The sequence below is a fragment of the Mycobacterium sp. E2733 genome, from assembly GCF_001667585.1.
Lineage (GTDB): Bacteria > Actinomycetota > Actinomycetes > Mycobacteriales > Mycobacteriaceae > Mycobacterium.
The window spans coordinates 91,353-110,298 of sequence record NZ_LZJZ01000083.1 but is presented as its reverse complement, the minus strand read 5'-3'; the positions used below and the strand labels follow the sequence as shown (position 1 = coordinate 110,298).

General features: G+C 68.8%; 14 protein-coding genes. 7 read left to right on the top strand and 7 right to left on the bottom strand.

Features of this window, described 5'->3' with window-relative positions; all coding sequences use genetic code 11:
- Nucleotides 1–76 precede the first annotated feature (76 nt).
- On the top strand, nt 77–664 hold the full coding sequence (locus A5678_RS13930) for a TetR/AcrR family transcriptional regulator (protein ID WP_068043226.1): 588 nt from the start codon (nt 77–79) through the stop codon (nt 662–664).
- Complete coding sequence (locus A5678_RS13925; RefSeq protein ID WP_068043224.1) at nt 654–2,900, top strand: molybdopterin-dependent oxidoreductase; 2,247 nt, start codon at nt 654–656, stop codon at nt 2,898–2,900. The genes A5678_RS13930 and A5678_RS13925 overlap by 11 nt, the downstream gene beginning before the upstream one ends.
- Here A5678_RS13925 and A5678_RS13920 read toward each other — a convergent pair.
- Nucleotides 2,884–4,869, bottom strand: a complete 1,986-nt coding sequence (locus A5678_RS13920) for a M13 family metallopeptidase (protein WP_068043221.1) — start codon at nt 4,867–4,869, stop codon at nt 2,884–2,886. The two genes, A5678_RS13925 and A5678_RS13920, sit on opposite strands and share 17 nt — an antisense overlap.
- A 41-nt stretch (nt 4,870–4,910) precedes the next feature.
- Here A5678_RS13920 and A5678_RS13915 point away from each other — a divergent pair, with 41 nt between their 5' ends.
- Together A5678_RS13915 and A5678_RS13910 are read left to right on the top strand one after the other, a co-directional pair.
- The gene (locus A5678_RS13915; protein WP_068043219.1) at nt 4,911–5,564 is read left to right on the top strand and encodes a hypothetical protein; all 654 of its coding nucleotides are present in this window, start codon (nt 4,911–4,913) and stop codon (nt 5,562–5,564) included.
- Nucleotides 5,561–6,244: a hypothetical protein gene (locus tag A5678_RS13910; protein WP_068043216.1), complete on the top strand. Its 684-nt coding sequence runs from the start codon at nt 5,561–5,563 to the stop codon at nt 6,242–6,244. Before A5678_RS13915 ends, A5678_RS13910 begins: the two co-directional genes overlap by 4 nt.
- Here the strand turns inward: A5678_RS13910 and A5678_RS13905 are convergent, their stop codons facing one another.
- Both A5678_RS13905 and A5678_RS13900 read right to left on the bottom strand, forming a co-directional pair.
- Complete coding sequence (locus A5678_RS13905; RefSeq protein ID WP_231983672.1) at nt 6,245–6,733, bottom strand: XRE family transcriptional regulator; 489 nt, start codon at nt 6,731–6,733, stop codon at nt 6,245–6,247.
- A 59-nt stretch (nt 6,734–6,792) separates the two neighbouring features.
- Nucleotides 6,793–9,834 (bottom strand): efflux RND transporter permease subunit, encoded by a 3,042-nt coding sequence (locus tag A5678_RS13900; protein WP_068043212.1) that lies wholly within the window; start codon nt 9,832–9,834, stop codon nt 6,793–6,795.
- A gap of 328 nt (nt 9,835–10,162) precedes the next feature.
- Between A5678_RS13900 and A5678_RS13895 the strand changes: the two genes are divergently transcribed.
- Nucleotides 10,163–10,711, top strand: coding sequence for a hemophore (locus A5678_RS13895; RefSeq protein WP_068043209.1), 549 nt, complete (start codon nt 10,163–10,165; stop codon nt 10,709–10,711).
- Here A5678_RS13895 and A5678_RS13890 read toward each other — a convergent pair.
- Nucleotides 10,708–11,877, bottom strand: coding sequence for a TIGR00374 family protein (locus A5678_RS13890; RefSeq protein WP_068043208.1), 1,170 nt, complete (start codon nt 11,875–11,877; stop codon nt 10,708–10,710). The genes A5678_RS13895 and A5678_RS13890 overlap by 4 nt on opposite strands.
- Before the next feature lie 157 nt (nt 11,878–12,034).
- Between A5678_RS13890 and A5678_RS13885 the strand changes: the two genes are divergently transcribed.
- On the top strand, nt 12,035–13,180 hold the full coding sequence (locus A5678_RS13885; protein WP_068043206.1) for an AI-2E family transporter: 1,146 nt from the start codon (nt 12,035–12,037) through the stop codon (nt 13,178–13,180).
- Between the two features lie 14 nt (nt 13,181–13,194).
- On the opposite strand, the gene A5678_RS13880 is transcribed toward A5678_RS13885, so the two are convergent.
- From A5678_RS13880 to trmB, 3 genes are all read right to left on the bottom strand, one after another.
- On the bottom strand, nt 13,195–16,122 hold the full coding sequence (locus tag A5678_RS13880; protein WP_068043203.1) for an MMPL family transporter: 2,928 nt from the start codon (nt 16,120–16,122) through the stop codon (nt 13,195–13,197).
- 61 nt (nt 16,123–16,183) lie between these two features.
- Nucleotides 16,184–16,888, bottom strand: a complete 705-nt coding sequence (locus tag A5678_RS13875; RefSeq protein ID WP_068043596.1) for an NYN domain-containing protein — start codon at nt 16,886–16,888, stop codon at nt 16,184–16,186.
- A gap of 9 nt (nt 16,889–16,897) precedes the next feature.
- Entirely contained in the window at nt 16,898–17,683 is a 786-nt protein-coding gene (gene trmB / locus A5678_RS13870) for a tRNA (guanosine(46)-N7)-methyltransferase TrmB (protein WP_156746917.1), read from the bottom strand.
- A 169-nt stretch (nt 17,684–17,852) separates the two neighbouring features.
- Here trmB and A5678_RS13865 point away from each other — a divergent pair, with 169 nt between their 5' ends.
- Nucleotides 17,853–18,944, top strand: coding sequence for an ATP-binding protein (locus A5678_RS13865; RefSeq protein WP_068043199.1), 1,092 nt, complete (start codon nt 17,853–17,855; stop codon nt 18,942–18,944).
- Nucleotides 18,945–18,946 lie beyond the last annotated feature (2 nt).

The following is an 18,946-nucleotide window of genomic DNA, read 5'->3' as shown; positions in this document are numbered from 1 at the left end:
CTGTTCGCGACTGGTAGCGTCGGCGCGTCGCGATTATGTATAGCATCATACATAAGCTAGGTGCGAAGGAGCGGCGATGCGCAGTCCACGCGAGCGGATGGTGGTCTCCGCCGCCCTGTTGATCAGGGAGCGGGGGGCGCACGCAACCGCGATCTCGGACGTGCTGGAGCACAGCGGCGCGCCGCGCGGATCGGCCTATCACTATTTCCCGGGCGGTCGGACCCAACTGCTCTGCGAGGCGGTGGATTACGCCGGCGAGCATGTCGCCGCGATCATCGCCGAGGCCGACAGCGGGGCCGAGTTGATGGCCACCCTGATCGACAAGTATCGCCGCCAGCTGCTCGACAGCGACTTCCGCGCGGGCTGCCCCGTGGTCGCGGTTTCCGTGGAGGCCGGCGAGGAGGAGCGCATGGCGCCCGTCGTCGAGCGCGCGGCGTCCGTGTTCGACCGCTGGACCGACCTGATCGCGCAGCGCTTCATCGCCGACGGGATACCGCGCGAACGGGCCGGCGACTTGGCGATCCTGGCCACCACCGCGCTGGAGGGCGCGATCGTGCTGGCGCGGGTGCGCCGCGACCTGACCCCCCTCGACGTCGTGCACCGTCGGCTACGCGACCTGCTGTCGGCCGAAGCGAACAGAAAGGACGTCCCGAATGACCGGTGAATGGCAGTCCACGGCGTGCATCCTCTGCGAGTGCAACTGCGGCATCGTCGTCCAGGTCGAAGATCGCCGGCTGGCCCGCATCCGGGGCGACAAGGCTCACCCGGCGTCGCAGGGCTACACCTGCAACAAAGCCTTGCGGCTGGACCACTATCAGAACAGCGGCGGCCGGTTGACCTCTCCCCTGCGCCGGCGCACCGACGGCAGCTTCGAGGAGATCGATTGGGACACCGCGATTGTCGAGATCGCCGAGGGTTTCAAGCACATCCGCGACGCCTACGGCGGGGACAAGATCTTCTACTACGGCGGTGGCGGACAGGGCAATCACCTGGGCGGGGCCTACAGTGGCGCCTTCCTCAAAGCCCTGGGTTCGCGCTACCGGTCGAATGCGTTGGCGCAGGAGAAGACCGGCGAAGCCTGGATCGACGGTCAGCTGTACGGCGGTCACACGCGCGGTGAATTCGAGCACGCCGAAGTGTCGGTGTTCGTCGGCAAGAACCCGTGGATGTCGCAGAGCTTCCCCCGCGCCCGGGTGGTGCTCAACGAGATCGCCAAGGACCCGAAGCGGTCGATGATCGTCATCGATCCCGTCGTCACCGACACTGCCAAGATGTCCGACTTCCATCTACGGGTGCGGCCCGGCAGCGACGCGTGGTGCCTGGCCGCGCTGGCGGCCATCCTCGTTCAGGAAAACCTCTGCGACGAAACGTTTTTGACCGAACACGTGCGCGGCGCCGACGCGGTCCGCGCCGAGCTGCGCGAGGTCCCCGTCGCCGAATACGCGCAGCGGTGCGGGGTGGACGAGGAGTTGTTGCGCGCGGCGGCGCGGCGCATCGGCGCGGCGGCCAGTGTCTCGGTGTTCGAGGACCTCGGTGTGCAGCAGGCGCCGAACAGCACGCTCAGTTCGTACCTGAACAAGCTGCTGTGGATATTCACCGGCAACTTCGCGAAAAAGGGCGGCCAGCATCTACATTCGGCGTTCGGGCCGCTGTTCGGCCAGTTCTCCGGCCGCACGCCGGTGACCGGCGCCCAGATCATCTCAGGATTGGTGCCCAGCAACGTGGTGCCCGAGGAGATCCTCACCGATCACCCGGACCGGTTCCGGGCCATGATCGTGGAAAGCAGCAATCCCGCGCACTCGCTGGCCAACTCGGCCGCGTGCCGGGAGGCCTTTCAGTCGCTGGAACTGATGGTCGTCATCGACGTCGCGATGACCGAGACCGCCCGGCTCGCGCACTACGTGCTGCCCGCGGCCTCCCAGTTCGAGAAGCCGGAAGCCACGTTCTTCAATCTCGAGTTCCCGCACAACGCCTTTCAGCTGCGCCGGCCGTTGCTCGAACCGCTGGCCGGAACGCTGCCCGAACCGGAGATCTGGGCGCGGCTGGTACGGGCCCTGGGCGTGGTCGACGACGCGGACCTGCGGACACTGGCCGAGGCCGCCCAACGCGGCCGACAGGCGTACACGGAAGCCTTCCTGACCGCCACCGCGACCAACCCGACCGTCGCCAAGCTGGCGCCCTACGTCCTCTATGAGACGCTCGGACCCACGCTGCCGGACGGTTTGCGCGGCGCGGCGGCCCTGTGGGGCCTCGCCCAAAAGGCCGCGCTGACCTATCCCGACGCGGTGCGCCGCGCCGGTCACGCCGACGGCAACGCGCTGTTCGACGCGATCCTCGACTCGCCGTCCGGGGTGACGTTCACCGTCCACAACTACGAGGACGACTTCGCGTTGATCAGCCACGCCGATCACAAGATCGCCCTGGAAATATCGGCGATGCTCGACGATTTGCGGGCCCTGGCCGCAGCGCCCCCGCGGCTGACCACGCCGGATTTCCCGATCGTGCTGTCGGTGGGCGAGCGCCGCGCCTACACCGCCAACGACATCTTCCGCGACCCCTCCTGGCGCAAACGCGACGCGGACGGCGCGCTGCGCGTCAGCGTCGAGGACGCCCAGGCCCTCGGACTCGTCGACGGATGCCGCGCCCGGATCAGCACCGCGGCCGGCAGCGCCGAGGCCACCGTCGAGATCACCGAGACCATGCTGGCCGGACATGCGGCCCTGCCCAACGGCTTTGGGCTCGACTACGTCGACGGCGACGGCCATACGGTGGTTCCCGGCGTCGCCCCGAACGCGCTCACCTCGACGGAATGGCGCGATCCCTACGCCGGCACGCCGTGGCACAAGCACGTGCCCGCCCGGATCGAGCCGACGGGAGTGCCCGTCAGTTCCAGATCCTGACCCGGCGCTGCGGTTCGAGGAACAAGGCGTCGTCCTCGGACACCTCGAAGGCGTCGTAGAACGCGTCCATGTTGCGGACGACGCCGTTGCAGCGGAACTCCGGCGGGGAGTGCGGATCGGTTGCGAGCCGCCGGATCGCTTCCGCCTCACGGGATTTGGTGCGCCACACCTGGGCCCAGCCGTAGAACACCCGTTGTACGCCGGTGAGACCGTCGATGACGGGCGCGGGCCGGCCGTTCAGCGACAGTTGGTAGGCCAACAGGGCGATTGACAACCCGCCCAGGTCGCCGATGTTCTCCCCGACGGTGAATGCGCCGTTCACGTGGTGACCGGCGTCCAGTGCCCGCGGCGTGTACGCGTCGTACTGCTCGATGAGAGCTTTGGTCCGGGAGCCGAATTCGGCGCGGTCGGCGTCGGTCCACCAGTCCACCAGGTTTCCGTCGCCGTCATACTTGGCGCCCTGGTCGTCGAAGCCGTGCCCGATCTCGTGCCCGATCACCGAGCCGATCCCGCCGTAGTTAGCGGCGTCGTCGGACTCGGCGTCGAAGAACGGTGGCTGCAGAATGGCTGCCGGAAAGACGATTTCGTTCATCCCCGGGTTGTAGTAGGCGTTGACCGTCTGGGGTGTCATGAACCACTCGTCTCTGTCGACCGGCCCGCCGAGCTTGGCCAGTTCCCGGTCGTGGTTGACCGCATAGCCACGCTGGAAGTTGCCGTACAGATCGCTGCGGTCGATCACCACCTTGGAGTAGTCGCGCCACTTCGCCGGGTAGCCGACCTTGGCGACGAACTTGTCGAGCTTCGCCAGCGCCCGCTCCCGGGTTTGCGGCGTCATCCAGTCCAGCTGGTTGATGGACAGCCGGTACGCCGCCTTCAAATTGTCCACCAGCGCGTCGATGCGTGCCTTGGCGTCGGGTGGGAAATACCGCTCTACGTAAAGCTTTCCGACCGCATCGCCCATCAGGCTCTCCACCAGCGACACCGCCCGCTTCCAGCGTTCCCGGATCTGCTCGGCGCCGGTGAGCAGGCGGCCGTAGAAGTCGAAGTCCGCGGCGACCAGGTCGTCGGTCAGCCAGGACGAGCGGGCGCGGATCAACCGCCAACGGGCCCAATCCTTCCAATCCTCCAGGTCGGCACTGGACCACAGGACGGCGAAAGCGGTGAGGTAATCCGGTTGCCGCACAATGATTTCCGCGAAGTCCCGGGGTGTGGCGCCGAGCGCGCTCGCCCAGCCGCTCCAGTCGAAGCCGTTGCCCTCGGTCTGCAGATCCGCGAAGGTGCGCAGGTTGTAGCTGAGGTCGGCGTCGCGTCGCTTGACCACATCCCAGTGGGCGGCGGCCAGCTTGCCCTCCAGCGCCACTATGCGGGCCGCGGTCTCGGCGTGCGCGTCCGGCGTCCCGCCATACACCAAGCCGAACATCCGCGCGATGTGCTGGGGATAGGCCGCCAGCACCCCGGCGTGCCGCTCTTCGCGGAAGTAGGACTCGTCGGGCAATCCGATGCCCGACTGGGTGACGTGCACCAGGTACCGGGCCGAGTTCTTGGCGTCGGTGTCGATATACAGCGCGACGCCGCCGCCCACCCCGGTGCGCTGCAGCGCACCCACCGCGGCGGCCAACGCGTCCGGGTCGGCGGCGTCGTCGATGGTGGCCAGCTCGTCGAGCAGTGGTTGCAGGCCGCGGCGTTCGATGGCTTCCTCGTCGAGAAAGCTGGCATAGAGGTCGCCGATGCGTTGCTGATCGGTGCCCGGGGCCGCGCCGGTCTCGCTGGCCTCGATGATCAGGTCGCGCACCTGTTCTTCGGCGCGGTCGTAGAGGTGGCGGAACGCCCCGTCGGTCGCCCGGTCCGCCGGGATGTCGTATTCGGCCAGCCAGCGACCGTTGACGTGACCGAACAGGTCGTCCTGGGGGCGGGTGTTGGCGTCGACATGGCTCAGGTCGATCCCCGAGCGAATGGCCTCTACAGTCACCCCGCCATCCTTCCATCTTTGTCGGGTGCGACGATCGGGCCATGTCCGACGGCGAGCGCACCGAGCCAGCAACCCAGGAAACGGAAGAGGCAGAACTCGCCGAACCCGATGATGACCTTGACGAATCCGAGGCCGCCGACGGGCCGATGTTCTCCCCGTACGGCATCGCGTCGGCCGTCCTCGGCGTGCTGTCGGTGGCCGCGATCGTGTTCGGGTTCTTCCTCTGGTCCGGGCACCGCAACGACAGTGCCGAACGCCGCTACCTCACCCGCGTCATGCAAACCGCCGCCGAGTGGACTGGCGTCCTGATCAACATGAACAGCGGCAACGTCGACTCCAGCCTGCAACGGCTGCACGACGGGACCGTCGGCGAACTCAACACCGACTTCGACGCCGCCATGCAGCCCTACCGCCAGGTGGTGGAGAAATTGCAGTCCAAGAGCGCCGGGCGGGTCGACGCGGTGGCCGTCGAGACCGTGCACCGCGACCTCGACACCCAGCCCGGTGTCGCAAGGCCCGTCATCACCACCAAGTTGCCGCCGTTCGCGAGCCGCCTGGATTCGGTGATGCTGGTCGCGACGTCGGTCAGCGAGAACGCCGGCGCCAAACCGCAGACGGTGCATTGGAACCTGCGGCTCGACGTGTGCAACGTGGACGGCAAGCTGATGATCTCGGGATTGGAATCGATCCGATGAGAAATTTGTGGCGCCTGCTCGCGTTCGACATCCTGGCCCCCGTGGCCGCGATCGCGGCGTTGCTGGCGATCGGCCTGATTCTGGGGTGGCCGCTGTGGTGGGTGTCGGCGTGCTCGGTGCTGGTGCTGCTGATCGTCGAGGGCGTCGGGATCAACTTCTGGCTGCTGCGGCGCGATTCGGTCAGCGTCGGTACCGACGACGACGCGCCGGGGCTGCGATTGGCGGTCGTCTTCCTGTGCACGGCCGCGCTGGTGGCCGCGGCGGTCACCGGATACACGCACTGGACGCGGTCGGACCGCGAATTCAAGGACGACTCCCGCGACGTGGTCCGGGTGGCCACGGGCATGGCGGAGGCGATGGCGTCGTTCACCCCTGGCGCCCCGGACAGCTCGATCGACCGGGCCACGGCGCTGATCGTCCCGGACCACGCCGCCGCGTTCAAAGAGCAGTACACGAAGACCAGCGCGGAGCTGGCCCAGCACAACGTCACCGCTCAGGCCGCGACACTGGCGGCCGGGGTCGAGGCCCTGGGGCCGTCGGCGGCCAGTGTGGCGGTGATCCTGCGGGTCACCCAGAACGCGCCGGGTCAGGCCGCGAGCAAGTCGGCGCCCGCGTTGCGGGTGGCGCTGACCAAGCGCGGCGGCGCGTGGCTGGTATCGGACGTGCTGCCGATCAGATGATCAGTTGGACTCGGCCGAGCGCGTCGACTTCACCTTGACGAACCGGTCCGACAGGCGGCGCATCCGGATCATCAGCGCGGCCGACGGGCTGGTGCTGCCGTCCAGGTAGGCGATGAGATCATCGGCGGTCACCCCGATTCGGGAGGCGAACTCCTGTTCGGCCAGGCCCGACCGGTCGATGAGCAGCCGCACGTGGCGGGCCACCTCGGCCCGTTCGTTGGCCTCCAGGTGGGTGCGGGCGCGTTCCAGCACCTCCCACAGCGCCTTGGAGATGCCGTAGGGCCGGGTGCCTTCGAGCACCTCTTCGACCTGGCGGGCGGTCCGCCCGTACGGATCGCGCTTCAAGGCGGCCGCGATGCGCTTCCAGGTGGCGATGTCGCCGCCCTGCAGCGCGGCACGAATGGCCGACGTCGGCCAGAACTCCACCGGCTGGTCGGGGTCTTGAAGGGGCCCACTGCGAGATGGACCGCCGGGCCCGGCCTCGCGCATGCGCGGGTCGGTGGCCGACCGGTGGGGCGGCAGTGTGGGGCGTCGGTCAGATGCCAACGTCACCTCGCCTCCTCCAACATCGCTACGGCCACCGACAGGCAGCGCTGCCTGATCTCATCCCAGTCCGGGCGGGCGTCGGCCTCGGATCCTTGCTCGTCATTTAAATCACAGGGATCCGGATCAGCGAGTCGACGGACCAATTGGGTGGCGATCCATTCCCGCCTGGGCGACTGACAACAGTAGTACCTGTCCATGCCGGCCAGCACCACAGCGGCGGTCTCGGGCTCCAACGTTTCAACCATATCGGCAAAGTCGGCATAATCGCGGCGACTGTTACGGCACATGATGAGGTAGCCCTTGAGGCGCAGCGTCTCGGCGCCGGTGGGGACCAGCAGCCGGTCGCCGGTGGGCAGCTGAACGTGGGTGGTTTCCACCGGGCTGCGGCGTTCGTACACCGGGCGGTCCGCGGTGTCGGTCTCGCTCTCCAGCGCGTCGATGGCGACCGAAAGCCGCCCGCGCCACAACGTGACCGGGTGGACGGGCCGGCCGGCACCGACGATCGCCTTGGCGATGCCGTTGCGTGAGGCCAGTCCACCGACCAGCTTCTTGGCCGTGCCGTTGGTGTGACCGTTGCTCCCGGTCCTGCGGTCGGCGGCGCCCACCCCGACGCCCGCCTTCTCGTCGTCGATGTCGACCTGATGGGGGATCTGACCGGGGTCGCGCCCGCGATCCTGCTCGGACCCCTGCACCGGCGCGCCCTGTCTTTCCTTGCCGCTGCGCCCGCAGCCGGTGAAGGCCAGCGGGTCGGTCACGCAGATGGCGTCCGGCGCCAGGTGCTTGAGCTTGGCCGCCGACTTGAGCACCATCCGCAGGTCGGCGTTGGGCGCCGTCAGCGCCGATATGTCGTCGGGAATGACCACGACGTCGCCCAGATCGACCTCCGGCAGGGGCCGGTCGAAGTCGACCGACGGCAGCACGCGCGACAGCCACGGCGGGATCCACCAGTTCCACTGCGCGAACATCGCCATCAGCGCCGGCACCAGGACCAGCCGCACCACGGTGGCGTCCACGGCGATCGCGACGGCGCACGCCACGCCGATCTCGGCCACCAGCGGCATGCCGGCGAACGCGAAGCCGATGAAGACGGCGATCATGATCAGCGCGGCGCTGGTGATCGTGCGGGCGCTGGTGCTCACCCCGTACGCCACGGCGTCGCGGGTGTTCCCCGAATGCAGGAAGCGTTCCCTGATGCGGGTCAGCAGGAAGATCTCGTAATCCATCGACAACCCGAAGGTCATCGCGAGCACCAGCGGGGGAACGGTGCTGTCGATCGAGCTGATCTGGGCGAAGCCGAGGTCCTTCAGCCAGCCCCACTGGAACACCATCACCAGGCTGCCGTAGGCGGCCGCGACCGACAGCAGTGTCATCAGCACGCCCTTGAGCGCCAGGAACACCGAGTGCACCGAGAGCAGCAGCATGACGAACGCGATCAGCGCGACGATCCCCAGCACCAGCGGCTCGGTCTTGGACACCTGGTCGTCGAAGTCCTTGATCAGCGCCGTCGGGCCGCCGACGTCCACTCGTGCGGTTCCCCGGTCGGGCACGCTGGGCAGCTGCGCGCGCATCCAGCCGACCGTCTCGCGGGCCCGCATGTCCTCGGGGTCGACCGACAACACTGCGGACAGCAGGGCGCTGCCGTTGTCCTCGGCGAATTGCGGCGGCGCCACCGAGACGATGTTGGGGGCCTGCGTCATCCGCTGCCGGATCGCGCCGATGGTCTGGCTGTGTTCGGGTGAGGCGGCGCCGCCGTCGGGAAAGGTGACCAGCACCCGGATGGGGCCGAGCGCGCCGGGGCCCAGCGCCTGGGCGGCCGCGCCCACCCCGGCGCGGATTTCGTGCGACGAGTCGAACTGGCGCAGCAGGCTGTTGCCCAGCACCATCGAGGCCGCCGGTGCGGCCATCACGAGCAGGACCAGCGATGCCGCGAGCGCCGAGATCCACGGCCGGCGCATCACCCAGCCGACCCAGCGGTTCCAGAACCGGGATTGGCCGCCCTCCGGCCCGCGCGACCAGTGCAGGAAGGCCGACCGCTTGGCGGCCGAGCGGCCGAACGTCGCCAGCGCCGCCGGGGTCAGCGTGGTTGAGGTCAGCATCGCGACGGCGACGGCCAGAATCGCCCCGGTCGCCATCGATTTCAGCGCCGGGGTGTTGATCACGTAGATCCCGGTGAGCGACGCGACGACGGTCATCCCGGACAGCACCACGGCCAGCCCCGAGGTGGCCATCGCGGCGTCGACGGCCTCGCGCGGCTCGCGGCCGCTTCGCAGCTCCTCGCGGAAGCGCATCAAGATGAACAGCGAATAGTCGACGGCGAGCGCGATCCCGAACATGGACACCGTTGAGGTCACGAACACCGACATGGTCGTGTAGGCCGACAGCAGGTAGACCAGGCCCATGGTGACCACGACCGTGCAGACGCCGAGGGCGAGCGGGATCGCCGCGGCGGCCAGCGAGCCGAACACGGCGAGCAGGACGATTAGGATCACCGGTAGGTTCCAGCGCTCGGCAGCGGCGATGTCGTGTTTGGTGTTCTGCGCCGCGGCGGCGCTGAGCGCGCCCTGGCCGATCACGTACAGCCGCACCCGGCCGTTCGCGGTCTGGCCGGGCTGATCGCCGTTGACGCCGACCTTCTTGCGCAGCTGCTTGGCGACGTCACTGGTGTTCCGGGAGTCCAGCCGCAGCGACAGCACATACGGCCGGTCGGGTTGCGGTGGCCGCTGGGTGGGATTGGGCACCTCCGAGACGCCGGGAACCTCGGCGGCGGTTCGCCTGAGCAGCGCGACCGCGTCGTTGATGTCGGCGTAGCTGGCGTCCGGGCGGGGCGCCGCCACCAAAGCCAGCGAGGACGACCCCTGGTCGTGGTAGAGCTCCTCGAGCTGGTCGTGGACGAGCAGCGACTGCGAACCCGCAACCTCGAAACCGCCGCCGGTCAGATTCCCCGACTGCGTCAAGGCGAGATAGATCGCCGGAACCAGAGCCAGCAACCAGCCCGTGAAGACCAACCAGCGGTACTTACGCAGGCTGCGGCTCAGGCGCATCATTAACTGCTGGATTTCGTCACTCCCCTGTGTCGCGAAATGCGTGCTGGCGAGAATACCGCAGCGACCTGTGGATGATGTCAGCTTTCTGGTTCCTGAGCTGCAGCGACGGCGTTGTTGCCAAGACGCTGCCAAGTCGTTGTGAGCCGGTGACCCGGCGGGATTTTCATCACACGGACGTCGACGGGCTGGCCGGGGCGCCGCCGGCGATGGCAGGATGTCGGATGGCCCGCGGGGTCCTGGGGAGCTCCGCCATCGATGAGGCCGCCCAGTGCAGCCGTTTGCGAGGCGTCGGTGCTGCGTGCGACGTCGCAAACACTAAGGAGTTTCCATGACCAGAGGCACCGCGACCGGGCGCCGCAGAATCTTTGCCGGGCTGATCGCCGCCACCCTGCCGTGCGCCGCGCTCGCGGTCGCGGCGGGACCGGCGGCGACGGGCGCTACCGACCCGTGCTCGGCCAGCGAAGTCGCCCGGACGATCGGTTCGGTCTCCAAGTCGATGGGCGACTACTTGGATTCGCATCCGGAGACCAACCAGACGATGACCTCGATGCTGCAGCAGCAGGCGGGCCCGCAGTCGATGACCGGGCTGAAGTCCTACTTCGAGGCCAACCCCAAGGTGGCCGGCGACATGACGTCGATCGCCCAGCCGCTGACCAACCTGTCGCTGCAGTGCAAGCTGCCGATCTCACCTGCGCAGGCGATGGGCATGATGCAGCAGGCGCAGGGCGCCGCGGGTGGGCTACCCGGCCTGCCGGGTAACGCGGCGGCGTCCCCGCTGGGCGGCACGCCGGCTGCCCCGCCGGCGGCCACCGGTCCTGTCGCACCGGCGCCGGCCAACCCGCTCTCGGGGCCGCCCCGGGGCAACACCGCCGGCTAATCTTCGCTATCCGGGCTCCGATCGGGCGGTAACGGGCCCTGCAAGGCGGTCTCCGTCGGATCGTTCGTGCTCGTCGCCTGCGGCCCGGTCGGTTCGGTGTTCGGCGCCGCCTCCTCGTCGTCCGGGACGGCGACGTTCTCCGTGCGAAAGACGAAGAAGAACACCACCCACCCGATGGCGGACATGAGCAGCCAGCTGATCAGCCGGTAGATCAGCATGGCCGAGATCGCGTTGGGCAGCGACATGCCGCTGGATACCAGCCCCGGCACCAGCACCGCCTCGACCACCAGCAAGCCGCCCGGCATCAGCGGTATGGTCCCGACGGCCCGGGCGGCCGCGTAGGCCACCGTGAGCCCGGCGACCGACGCGTGGTCCCCGGCGGCGTAGGCCGCGAAGCCGAGGCAGGCCACGTCGGCGACCCAGTTGAACATCGACCAGCCGAAGGCCACCCCCATGTCGCGCCGGCCCAGGCTCACCGATTCCAGCTGCATCAGGGTCTGGCGCCATCTGTCCAGGCCGGTGTCGGCGGGCCGGCCGCGGACGGAGTTGACCCACGACAACACCCGGCAGCCGATGCCGTCGATCAGTTCCGGCCGCGACGCGACGGCCTGGGCGAGAATCAGCAATGCGACGAAGCCGCCGAGGGTGAACAGCAACGAGAACGGGTTGTTCTTCGCGCCGAGGAAGAACGCGCCGCCCAGCCCCAGCAGCGCCAGTCCCACGGCCTGCAGGACGCCCCCCATCACCAGCTGCCACGACGCCACCACGGTCGAAGCGCCCCAAAGCCGTTGCTGCCTAAGCAAAAAGGTGGCCGAGAGCACCGGCCCGCCGGGCAGCGTGGTGCTCAGCGAGTTGGCGGCATAGATGGCGGCTTCCGACCGCAACTGTTTGACGTGTACGCCGGCCGACCGCAACAGCGTGCGCTGGATTTGCGCGAAGCTGTGCATCGACGCGGCCGACGCCACCACCGACGCCAGCAGCCACCACCAGTTCGCCTCGTACAGGCTCATCCACGCCTTGGCCAGCTGATGCCAGCCCAGCGCGACCTCCACGGCAAGCACGATGGCGACGGCCCCGAGGATCACCCACCGCAGCCACCAGTACTTCCCGCGCGGGGCCTCTTCGCGCGGGAACTCGAGATTGCGGGCGGGTGCGTCGTGCGACACGTGGTTTAGGGTAACGGTGCAGGTGGCGCGGGGATCGCCGCGCGTCGCCGACCGTGTCGGGGTCGTAACCGGATCGTGCCGGGGTGGTCGCGGCCGGCTGGCGTGCGGACGGGTCCGGGCACGTTTGGTTGTGCCCCGCGCCGGATAGGCTCACCCAATGCCGGCAAACACCGATGACGCTTCGGTCGAACCCCTCGTCCGCAAGACCGCAGCCTGGGCCTGGCGTTTGCTGGTCATCCTCGCCGCGCTGATCGCCCTGCTGTGGGTGGTGAAGAAGCTCGAAATCATCATCGTCCCCGTGCTGGTGGCGCTGTTGCTCAGCGCCCTGCTGCTGCCGGTGGTCGACTGGCTCGACCGACGCGGTCTGCCCCGCGGTGGTGCCGTCACGTTGGTGTTGCTGGGGGGTTTCGGGGTGCTGGGCGGCATCCTGGCTTTCGTCGTCAACCAGTTCGTGGACGGTCTCCCGGGCCTGACCGAACAGGTGACGCACAGCATCGAGTCCACCCGGCGCTGGCTCATCAACGGGCCGGTGCATCTGCGCCGTGAACAGATCGACAACGCGGGCAACGCCGCGATCGAGGCGCTGCGCAACAATCAGGCGAAGCTGGAAAGCGGCGCCCTGTCGACCGCGGCAACCATCACCGAACTGGTCACCGCGGCGGTGCTGGTGCTGTTCACGCTGATCTTCTTCCTCTACGGCGGGCGCAACATCTGGGCCTACGTGTCCAAAATCTTTCCGTCGGACGTCCGCGGCCGCGTGGGCGAGGCGGGCCGCGCCGGATACGGCTCGCTGACCGGATACGTGCGCGCCACCTTCCTGGTGGCGCTCACCGACGCGGCCGGGGTCGGCACCGGCCTGGCGATCATGGGCATCCCACTGGCGTTGCCGTTGGCTTCACTGGTGTTCCTGGGAGCCTTCGTCCCACTGATCGGTGCGTTGATCTCGGGCCTGCTGGCCGTGGTGGTCGCCCTGTTGGCCAAGGGCTTCGTCTACGCACTGATCACCCTCGGTTTGCTGATCGCGGTGAACCAGCTCGAGGCGCACGTGCTGCAACCGCTGGTGATGGGCCGCGCCGTCTCGATTCACCCGCTCGCGGTGGTGCTGGCCATTTCCGCCGGGGGCGTGCTCGCCGGGATCGTCGGCGCGCTGCTGGCCGTCCCGACGGTCGCGTTCCTCAACAACGCGATCCAGGTGCTGCTCGCTCCGGATCCGGCCGCCGAAGCCGAGAAGCAGACCGAAGAGGCCGACGAGGCCAGCATCCTGCAGGCCGAACCCGATGAACCAAAAGCGAAGGCCGACTAGGGCAAATAGCGGGCCTACAGCCGACCCTCGCGCCGCAGCAGGTCCTGAGCGGACAGCCCGCCGCCGGAACGTCGGTGCTGGCGCGCGTCGCCGTTATCGGCCTGTCCGCGGGAGTTCAGCTTCTCCGTGGCGGCGTCGGAGTCGTTTGCATCCGGCCGCGTCGACGGGAAGGCGGTGGTGGGCTCGACGGCGTCGCCCTGGTCGTCGACGCGGTTGGGGGGCACCGGGATCGCCCGGTTTTCGCCGCCGGATGGCGGTGGTTGCGGCGCCGTCGGCCCCGGGGCGGGGGGTCGCGCCGGCGCCGGCGGGGCGGCATTGTCCGGCCGCTCATGGGCGGGGTGGTGCACCGGGTTGGCGGGGGCGGCGTGGGGCACGGAGAGGCGCGTCGTCTTGGCCTCCGTCGGCTGCCGGGTCTGCAAACGCGTGGTGTTGGCGGCATCGGCCGGGGGCGCCGCGGCCCGCATCGCCGCGCCCGCGGGCACTTCCGAACCGGGCTTGGGCTCGGCCGGCCCCGGACGGGTCGCGCGCGAGGGTTCGAGGGCCGCGGGATGCGTGGGGTCGTGCGGCGGGCGCGGCACGGCGGCGACCAGGCTGGCCGCCACCGGGGGCCGCGCGGGCCGCCCGTTGAGGGTCGGCCGCTTGCGCTCGTCGGGCAGGTCGATCTCGCCTAGCCCGATCTTGTTCTGCAGGCGCCTGGCCCAGCGCGGGGCCCACCAGCAGTCGTCGCCGAGCAGCTTCATCACCGAAGGCACCAGGAACATCCGGACGATGGTGGCGTCCAGCAGCAGCGCCGCCATCAGGCCGAAGGCCAGATACTTCATCAACACCAGGTCGGAGAACACGAACGAACCGGCGACCACGGCGAGGACCAGCGCGGCGGCCGTGATCAGCCGCCCGGTCGTCGCGGTGCCGATCCGGATCGCTTCGGCGGTCGACATGCCGCGTTCGCGCGCCTCGACCATGCGGGAGACCAGGAACACCTCGTAGTCGGTGGCGAGGCCGAAACCGACCGCGACGACCAGCGCGATGACCACCACCATCAGCGGCGTCGGCGTGAAGTTCAGCCAGCTGGAGAAGTGCCCGTCGACGAAGATCCAGGTCAGAATGCCCATGGTCGAGCCCAGCGTCAGCGCGCTCATCACCGCCGCCTTGATCGGCAACACCACCGAACCGAACGCCAGGAACATCAGCAGCATGGTGGCGCCCAGCAAGAGGAACAGCATCAGCGGAGCCTTGTCGAACAGGCTGTGGATGCTGTCCTGCTCCAGCGCAGGCGTGCCGCCAACATAGAGGTTGAGGCCCTTCGGCGGGTTCACCGCCCGCAGTTCGCTCAGCTTCTTGGCGGCGTCGTTCTTATTGAGCAGGCCGTTCTGGATCACCCGCACCGAGCCGTCCTTGGGCACGGTCGTCCCGTTCGGTCCGGCGACGCAGGGGTTGCCGGCGATGGTCGGGCAGGGCCGCTCCTCCCACGTCTTGTCGGTGAAGCCGTTGAGCCCCGCGATCCTGTTGCGGATGTCCGCGACCTGCTGGTCGGTCACCTTGCTGCCGTTGGTGCTCTGAATGACCACCGTCAGCTGCTCGGTCCGATAGCCGGGGAAGAGTTTGTCGAAGTGCTCCTGCGCCAGGCGTACCGCGTTATCAGGCGGCAGGTATTTCTCGCTCATGCCGCCGAAAGAGAGGTTGCCCAGCGGGATGACCAGCAGGATCATGCCGACGGCGATCGGGATGGCGAAGGCCAGCGGCCGCTTCATCACCCAGTTGACCAGCTTGCCCCAGAAGCCGGCCTCGACCTCTTCGCGGGTCTTGGTCTTCTGCAGCCGGTCCGCGAGCCAGTTGAGGTAGGCGCGCGAGTACTTCCAGTTCCGCAGGAACGGGACGCGGAACGCGGTCCGTACACCCAGCGCGTCGACGTGGCGGCCCAGGATGCCCAGGCAGGCCGGCAGGAACGTGATCGACAGCAGGGCCGCCAGCCCCACCGCGGCGAAGATCGCGTAGGTCAGCGAATGCACGAAGCCCTGCGGCAACACCAGCAGGCTGGCGCTCGACGCGATGATCAGCACCGCGGAGAACGTCACGGTGCGACCGGCCGTCATGACGGTGCGGCGGACGGCGGCCTCGGTGTCGTAGCCCTCGGCGATCTCCTCGCGGAACCGGCTGACCACGAAAAGCCCGTAGTCGATCGCGATACCGAGGCCGATCAGCGAGACCACCGGCTGGGCAAAGAAGTGCACCGGCCCGAACATCGCGACCAACCGCAGGATGCCCAGCGAGCCCGCGATGCTGAGGCCGCCCACGATGGCCGGCAGGCCGGCGGCGACCGCGCCGCCGAACACCAGGAACAGGACGACCGCCACCAGCGGCACCGCCAGGACCTCCATCCGGCGCTGGTCGGTGGCGATGGTGCCGGTCAGGGCGTTGGCGATCGGCTCGAGACCGGCGAGTTCCACCGTGCCGCCGTCGAGCTTCTGCAGGGCCGGCGCGATGGCCTTGTAGTTGTTGAGGATGCTGTCGTCGTCGTCGCCCTTCAGCGGGATGGACACGAAGGTGTGCTTCTTGTCCTCGCTGACCATCCCCTTGATCAGGGGGTTCGTGCTGTCCGGCGCCGCCAGCCACCCGGCCCAACCGACGACCTCGTCGGCGTGGTCGGTCTTGAACTTGTTGAGCTCGCCGACGATCTTGTCCCGCCAGGCCTGGTCGTCCACGGTCTTGCCGCTGGGGGCGGTGAACGTCGCCACGATGTGGCTGGTGCGGTCGCGGCCATAGGTCTGGTCGCCCAGCACCGAGGCTTTGACGGATTGACTGCCCTCGTCGTAGAAACCGCTCTGCGTGACATGCTTGCCGAGGCTGACCCCGAAAACGCCGCCGAGCAGGCAAAGAGCTACCGTGACCCCGATAACGATGTACCGGTAGCGGTACACAGTTCGACCCCACCAGGCGAACACGCAAGCTCCTTACTGGATCGTCAACGACCCGCACGGTACCTTTCGGTTTTTCAAGCCAGTGTCACACACGCGCGGTCAACAGAGCGGACAGCGGCCGGAACGGCTGCAGCCATGCTCCCTGGTCAGGCAGCGAATCTAGGCCGATTCGCGGCAAGGGCTCCCGGAATACACCGCTGATGTCTTCCAGGTCGACAAAGTCCAAGGTATCCGACGCTAGCGCCCAACTCGCATGTTCGCGAAATCCGATGACTTGAACGGTGACCCCGGAGCGTGCTATCTCCTCGAGCGGCTGTCGAAACGCCTGCCCGTCGGCGGAAGCCACCACCAGCGCCGCCAGCCCTTCGCTGCGCCGCAGTTCGATGTGGGCGAGCATGTCGCGGTCGACGTCGCTGTCCTCGTCGATCTTCGGTTTCGCGAAGACCGCGAACCCCACGTTACGAAGGGCGTCCACCCAGGGGCGGACGACGTCGGCGCTGCCCGGCGCGATGTTGGTGAAAACGGTGGCCTCGGGTTCGACCACGACACCCGGCCGGCCGGCGCTGATCTCGGCCGTGCGCGCCAGCAGCCACCGGCCCAGGGCATCGAACCGCGGGCGCTCCAGGGCGGTGGGGCGTCGACCCAGGATCGACCCGAGCCCCATGTCGAGGTTGGGCGCGTCCCAGACCAGCAACACGCGCCCGCCCGGCGGTGAGAAGCTTCCGAGCGCATCGTCGGGCAACACCGGCAAGGGCTCTGCCGTCGCGGTCTGTTCTTCCGCCAGGCTCATGGTCATCGCCTACTCATGTCGTAGCCAGATGAATTCGGTCACGGCGCTGCCCGCCTCTTGGGCCTTCGTCTCGTACTTCGTGGTCGGCCGCACCACTGAGATCGGCAGCGGGTCCGCGGGATCGACGCGACGCAGCCGCGGCTCGGCGTCGCCCACCTCGCCGATGTGTTCGGCGTAGCCCGGGTGGTCCGTCGCGGCGTGCAGGACACCACCAGGGAGTAACCGGTCGGCGATCAGGCCAACCGTGCCCGGTTGCAGAAAGCGGCGCTTGTGGTGCCTGGCCTTCGGCCAGGGGTCGGGAAAGAAGAGGCGGACCCCGGTCAGCGACCCGGGCGGGATCAGCCGCTGCAGCACGTCGATCCCGTTGCCGCGGATCAACCGGATGTTGCCGACCCCGTCGCGGTCGATCGCGCACAGCAGTTGCGCCAGCCCCCGCTTGTAGATTTCCACCGCGATCACATCGATATCGGGCTCGTCCTTCGCCATCGCCAGCGTGGATATGCCGCTGCCGCAACCGATTTCGAGCACCAAGGGCGCCTCGCGGCCAAACCACTCACGGGTGTTCAGTTGCGGCTCGTTTTCGCCTTCCCCGGCCGGGGCGCCCAGGGACAGGCCCAGCTTGTGCCACAGCCGTTCCCAGGTCTGCCGCTGAGTGTCGGAAAGGGCGGATCGCCGGGAGCGAAAGCTCGATGCCGGAAGGTAGCGCAGCTCGCGACGGTCGTCCGATTCCTCCTCAGGCGCGTCGGGAAAAGCGCCCGCCCGGGGTTGCGCATGCATTCGTCCATGGTGGCCCATAAACGAGTGATGTAGCCGCCCCTGGTCCAGATTGATACCCAACAGTTGCCTTCAGCTGGTAACAGTCAAACGGTGGCTCGCATCAAAGTGACGCAAGTGCCACCATTCGTTGGGACCGATCGGCCCCCGGGTCGGATCCATCGAACCGAACGCAGGACATGAGGGGACGATGAGGGGACAAGGACACCAGAATTTCGTCGACGAGCTGGCGCGATTCGCCGCCGGCCACACCGACCCGCGCGTGACGGCCATCGCCGAGCGAACGGCCGCGCCGTTGCGCGTGCTGGTCCGGGGACGCCCCGGCGTGGGGCGCTCAACGGTGGCCCGCGCGCTGGACCGTGCCGGAGCCGCCGCGGGCATCGCGGTCACGCCCGCCGACTGTGATGCCGACGTCGTCGTGTACGTGCTCACCGAGGTGGTCAAGCCGGAAGACGTCGATGCGATCTCCGCCGCCGGACGCCCGGTATTGGCGGTGCTGAACAAAGCCGACCTGGCCGGGTCCCTCTCCCGAGGGGACGGGCCGATCGCGGCGGCGCGAACGCGTTGCGCGGAGCTTGCCGCGGTGGTGGGCGCGCCCACGGTTCCGATGGCCGGCCTGCTCGCGGTCGCCGCGCTCGACGACCTGGACGCCCCCGTGTGGGCGGCACTGCGCACGTTGGCGGCGCACCCCGGCGTGGCCGCCGCGCTCGACGGCTCGTTCGCCGGATTCATGGCGGCAGACAACCCCGTGCCGGCCGATGTGCGGCTGCGCCTGCTGGACGCCCTGGACCTGTTCGGCATCGCGCTCGGGGTCGCCGCTGTCCGGCAGGGCAGGACCGCCGCGCAGATGCGGGCCCTGCTGCGCCGGACGAGCGGTGTCGACGCCGTCCTGTCCCGGATTACCAGCGCCGGCGCCGAAGTGCGCTACCAGCGGGTGCTGGACGCCGTCGCGGAGTTGGAGGCGCTGGCGGTCGGCCCGGGTGAATCCGCGGTGACGATCAGTGGATTCCTTTCCCACGACGACACGGTGATCGCCCGAATGGCGGCCGCCGTCGACCTGGCCGAGGCGGCCGGGCTGGACCCCGAGAACGCCGGACCCGCTGACTGGGACCGCGACCCGTCGGCCCACCTGCCGCGCGCGGTGCGGTGGCAGCGTTACAGCCGGGCGTCGGCGAGCGACCTGCACCGGGCCTGTGGGGCCGACATCGCCAGGGGATCGATGCGGCTGTGGGCGCGGGCCTGCGGGTCACTGCCCGGGGAGCCGCTGGGGGACGGGCTGTGAGC

Coding starts and splice junctions, on each gene's coding strand:
- A5678_RS13900 (WP_068043212.1), bottom strand. CDS start 9,834: ATGATGCGCCTGAGCCGCAGCCTGCGTAAGTACCGCTGGTTGGTCTTC.
- A5678_RS13895 (WP_068043209.1), top strand. CDS start 10,163: ATGACCAGAGGCACCGCGACCGGGCGCCGCAGAATCTTTGCCGGGCTG.
- A5678_RS13905 (WP_231983672.1), bottom strand. CDS start 6,733: ATGCGCGAGGCCGGGCCCGGCGGTCCATCTCGCAGTGGGCCCCTTCAA.
- A5678_RS13875 (WP_068043596.1), bottom strand. CDS start 16,888: ATGAGCCTGGCGGAAGAACAGACCGCGACGGCAGAGCCCTTGCCGGTG.
- trmB (WP_156746917.1), bottom strand. CDS start 17,683: ATGGGCCACCATGGACGAATGCATGCGCAACCCCGGGCGGGCGCTTTT.
- A5678_RS13885 (WP_068043206.1), top strand. CDS start 12,035: ATGCCGGCAAACACCGATGACGCTTCGGTCGAACCCCTCGTCCGCAAG.
- A5678_RS13915 (WP_068043219.1), top strand. CDS start 4,911: ATGTCCGACGGCGAGCGCACCGAGCCAGCAACCCAGGAAACGGAAGAG.
- A5678_RS13865 (WP_068043199.1), top strand. CDS start 17,853: ATGAGGGGACAAGGACACCAGAATTTCGTCGACGAGCTGGCGCGATTC.
- A5678_RS13930 (WP_068043226.1), top strand. CDS start 77: ATGCGCAGTCCACGCGAGCGGATGGTGGTCTCCGCCGCCCTGTTGATC.
- A5678_RS13925 (WP_068043224.1), top strand. CDS start 654: ATGACCGGTGAATGGCAGTCCACGGCGTGCATCCTCTGCGAGTGCAAC.
- A5678_RS13910 (WP_068043216.1), top strand. CDS start 5,561: ATGAGAAATTTGTGGCGCCTGCTCGCGTTCGACATCCTGGCCCCCGTG.